The organism is Mucilaginibacter sp., assembly GCF_028288105.1.
Lineage (GTDB): Bacteria > Bacteroidota > Bacteroidia > Sphingobacteriales > Sphingobacteriaceae > Mucilaginibacter.
Map to the genome: position 1 here is coordinate 1 of NZ_JAQBOI010000165.1, position 4,215 is coordinate 4,215.

5 protein-coding genes are annotated in these 4,215 nt (G+C 43.3%); 3 read left to right on the top strand and 2 right to left on the bottom strand.

Annotation, left to right across the window (positions count from 1 at the left end; all coding sequences use genetic code 11):
• On the bottom strand, positions 1-1,054 hold a 1,054-nt coding region (locus JWQ85_RS11525), incomplete at its 3' end, for a TonB-dependent receptor (protein WP_299468036.1).
• 527 nt (positions 1,055-1,581) lie between these two features.
• Here JWQ85_RS11525 and JWQ85_RS11530 point away from each other — a divergent pair.
• From JWQ85_RS11530 to JWQ85_RS11540, 3 genes are all read left to right on the top strand, one after another.
• Positions 1,582-1,935, top strand: a complete 354-nt coding sequence (locus JWQ85_RS11530; RefSeq protein WP_299468038.1) for a hypothetical protein — start codon at positions 1,582-1,584, stop codon at positions 1,933-1,935.
• A gap of 36 nt (positions 1,936-1,971) precedes the next feature.
• Positions 1,972-2,685, top strand: a complete 714-nt coding sequence (locus tag JWQ85_RS11535) for a peptidylprolyl isomerase (protein WP_299468040.1) — start codon at positions 1,972-1,974, stop codon at positions 2,683-2,685.
• A gap of 91 nt (positions 2,686-2,776) precedes the next feature.
• Positions 2,777-3,544 carry an exodeoxyribonuclease III gene (locus JWQ85_RS11540; protein ID WP_299468042.1) on the top strand — a complete coding sequence of 256 codons (768 nt, stop codon included), beginning with the start codon at positions 2,777-2,779 and terminating at the stop codon, positions 3,542-3,544.
• A 176-nt stretch (positions 3,545-3,720) separates the two neighbouring features.
• Here the strand turns inward: JWQ85_RS11540 and efp are convergent.
• Positions 3,721-4,215, bottom strand: a 495-nt coding sequence (gene efp, locus JWQ85_RS11545; protein ID WP_299468045.1) for an elongation factor P, incomplete at its 5' end; no start/stop codon positions are given.

Sequence of the window (4,215 nt, forward strand, 5' to 3'; positions counted from 1 at the left end):
TATAATGGCGTATGTCCTGGCGTGGATAATCTAAAGTACGGCTGGTATTATCGTTATATAAGGGATCGCCCGGCTCGGCATCATAAAAGCCAATGTTGTCTTTAAAATAAGAGAAGTTTACGTGCGAGTAACCCCATGATTTGTTCAAACCGAACATACCGCTAACGTTAGTTTGATTAAAGCCGCTGTTTATGTATCGGCCGGCCGGTGTATTAAAGGAGTAAGCATTTTGGTAGGTACCGCGGCCTCTCCAAACAAAACCGTTTTCGTTTCCGCTTAGCATAACCGACGTATTGCTTAAGCCGTTATTGCTGGAATAGTTTGTAAGAAACTCACCCTGTATATTTCCTTCGCCAGGCGTTGGCGGGTCAATTACGTTGATCACACCACCTAATGCATCAGAGCCATATTGTAATGATGCTGCACCACGTAAAACCTCTACACGGCCTGCCGCAAACTGATCCATCTCAATACCATGCTCATCGCCCCATTGCTGGCCTTGTTGCTTAACACCATCGTTAAGGGTTACTACGCGGTTATAGCTTAAGCCGCGAATAACCGGCTTTGAAATAGCCTGACTGGTAGTTATCTGACTTACACCCGGTACCTGCCTTGCCAAAGCATCAATTAAATTGGTTGATGACCCTTGTAGTTGCTCTTTGGTAACAACCGATGCCGATGTGCTGTTACTACGGCTACCTGACGTGATAGGCGTACCTGTTATAACAACCTCGTGCGATTCGATAACGCTGGGCTGCAGCGCGAATACTATAGGGTCGGTTGAGGAAAAATCTACTGTTTGGGTTAAGGTTTTATAGCTGAGGTATTGTACCTGCACTACAAAGCGGCCTTTAGTAGGGATAGATTTAATTGTGAACTCGCCATTAATATTAGTGGCGACCGATAAGCGGAGATCTGGTATATTAACCGTTGCGCCAATTAAAGGCTGATTGGTTTTAGCGTCAACAACTTTACCCTTAAAATCTATAGCATCTGCAAATGCAGAAAATTGAACGAACAAAAATAAGAAGCAATAAATAAGCTTAAGTTTCATAATAATAAATTAAAAATTCAAGAAAATGCCACATCAATAGCGGCGTTTGTTTGGATGGTAATTATTATGAAATTACAGGGGGAGCACGGCCTTGGGAAAGTACGAGGGCTATGCTTTTAAAATCATATTCAAAAGTTAGGAAAACATGATTTACAGCCGAAAACGGAGTGTAGTAATTGCTTGTTAGCAACTCCATATGGGTATGGTGCATACTATCGCAAAGCAAACACTTCTCTTTAAGCGTTTGCTTTGCCGTGTTATGGCAATCGTTGCAATTAGCGGCATGTGTTGTTTTGATAATGTTATGCTGGTGGGCAAATACCATATACTGCCCTGTTACGAAACAGAACATCAGCGCCCAGGCGCAAAATATATGGTAGGTACTTCTTTTCAAAACAAGCTTATGCTTAAATACAAGGCAAAAGTAATTAATAAATGCTTAAACATATTTTTAAAACGTAACAATGTTGTTAATTGGATGTAAGGAAAAGTGCTTTTAACCGCGTTGCATCAGTATATTTGCCAATATGAAACCTGCTGAAATTAATTTGAAATGGGCGGCACTGCAAGACCGCATAGCTACCGAGTTTGATAACGAGAAACCGGATATTAAGGTAGTTATGTTCCTGATAGGCGTGCAGGAACTTGGCCAGGGGCCAAAAAAATTCAGCAAGAGGCAGAAGGAAGAGCTAATGCACATTGCCAATTGCAAACTATTTAGCAAAATGGGCTTTTATGAGCTGGAAGGGCTTGATCAGGATGGCTGGCCACATTGGAAACTGGCAAAAACTGTTCCCAACTACACCATACTGGAGCAGGAAATGCTGATAAAATCATTAATAATTGATTATTTTGAATCGGAGATGGAGTGGGAATTCTAAACTCCACAACTATTATAACCTTTACAACCTAACACGATGAAAAAACTTTTTACTTTTTGTGTATTGCTGCTGCTTGTTATCAATACAGCATTTGCCAAACCACCCAAGAACCAGTACGTGCGGATAAAAACCAGCTATGGCAGTGTTATCATTCGCCTGTATAACGAAACGCCTTTGCATCGCGATAATTTTATAAAGCTTACCAAACAGGGCTTTTATAACGGTACACTGTTTCATAGGGTGATACAAAACTTTATGATACAGGGTGGCGACCCCGATTCGCGTGATACAGCCAAAAACAAACCGGGCGTTGAATTGGGTAATGGGGATCTGAAATATACTGTACCTGCCGAATTTAGGGATAGTCTGTTCCACAAACGCGGTGTGTTGGCCGCTGCGCGGGATGATAATCCTAAAAAAGCATCAAGTGCCTGCCAGTTTTACATTGTAGAGGGTAAACGCTTTACACCCGGCAAGCTGGACACCTTAGAAAACACCCGCCTTAAAGGCCGCAAAATACCGGCATGGCAACGTGACATCTACACAACAGTTGGCGGTGTACCCCACCTGGACCAAAACTATACTGTTTATGGCGAGGTAATTACAGGCCTGGATATGGTTGACCAAATTGCCGCCGTTAAAAAAGATGAACGCGACAGGCCCAACACAGATATACCCATGACCGTAGAATTGCTGAGCAAAAAGGAGTGTAAACAATTGGATAAACTCTTGTGGCCTAAAGTAAAATAAAACAGATGTCAGTCTGAGCTTGTCGAAGACTTGTACGCCCAAGAACAGTCCGCCAGTGGTTCGACAGGCTCACCATGACAAATAAAACAACATGAAGATAATTACTTATAACGTTAACGGCATCCGCTCTGCGATAAACAAAGACTGGCTGGCATGGTTACAGGCTACCGATGCTGATGTGGTTTGCCTGCAGGAAATTAAGGCTACGCCTGATGTAATAAAAGAACTGGGATTGGTTGACGATATGGGCTACCAACATTTTTGGTTCCCGGCCGAAAAGAAAGGCTATAGCGGCACGGCTATTTTTACCAAACGACTGCCCAACCATATCGAATATGGTTGCGGTATCCCCGATTTTGATAGGGAAGGCCGTTGTATCCGTGTGGATTTTGACGAGGTATCGGTAATGAGCGCCTATTTCCCTTCGGGATCCAGTGGCGATGAAAGGCAGATCTTTAAATACCGTTTCCTGGATGAGTTTGGTAAATACCTCACCTTGTTAAAAGCAAGCATCCCCAACCTCGTTATCTGCGGCGATTACAATATTTGCCATCGCCCTATCGATATACACAACCCAAAATCAAACGCCAATTCATCCGGCTTTTTGCCCGAAGAACGGGAGTGGATGGAAAACTTTATTGAATCGGGCTTTGTAGATACTTTTCGCCATTGTAATAAAGAACCGCATAATTATACTTGGTGGAGTTTCCGTGCAAATTCGCGCGCTAAAAACCTGGGCTGGCGTATTGATTATGCCCTGGCCAGTAAAGAGCTGGAAGGCAACATTAAACGCTGTGCGATATTGGCAGAAGCCCGCCACTCGGACCATTGCCCGGTGCTGCTGGAGCTAGAGTTTTAACCCCATAATAAACAGCCCGTCATTGCGAGGTACGAAGCAATCTCTTTAAGCAAATCCTTCATGCAAGGTGTACAAATGTCCTAAAGAGATTGCTTCGTACCTCGCAATGACGGTTGGCTGATAACAAGAAAGGCTGCGAAATTCGCAGCCTTTCTTGTTATGCTTTTGAACTATGCTTACGCTTTCACACGCTCTACATAAGAACCTGTAGCGGTATCAACTTTTACTTTATCTCCTATGTTGATAAACAAGGGCACTTTTATCTCGGCGCCGGTTTCAACGGTTGCGTTTTTCATTGCACCTGTTGAAGTATCACCTTTTACAGCAGGTTCGGTGTAGGTAATTTCTAACTCAGCCGAACCCGGGATAGATGCCATTATTGGCTCTTCGCTTTCAAAAGCTACAATAACGTTCATGCCTTCTTTCAGGAACCTTACAGCCGGGCCAAATAATCTTTTTGGTACATTATGCTGATCGTAGGTAGCGTTATCCATTATTACTAACGAATCGCCATCCTCATACAGGTATTGATAATCGTTGGTTTCAACACGTGCAATATCCACCTCTTCATCTGTACGGAAACGGTATTCAACCAATTTGCCTGATTTTACATTACGCATGCGGGCCTGGTAAAACGCACGCAGGTTACCCGGGGTGCGGTGTAAAAACTC

Coding starts and splice junctions, on each gene's coding strand:
- JWQ85_RS11530 (WP_299468038.1), top strand. CDS start 1,582: ATGAAACCTGCTGAAATTAATTTGAAATGGGCGGCACTGCAAGACCGC.
- JWQ85_RS11535 (WP_299468040.1), top strand. CDS start 1,972: ATGAAAAAACTTTTTACTTTTTGTGTATTGCTGCTGCTTGTTATCAAT.
- JWQ85_RS11540 (WP_299468042.1), top strand. CDS start 2,777: ATGAAGATAATTACTTATAACGTTAACGGCATCCGCTCTGCGATAAAC.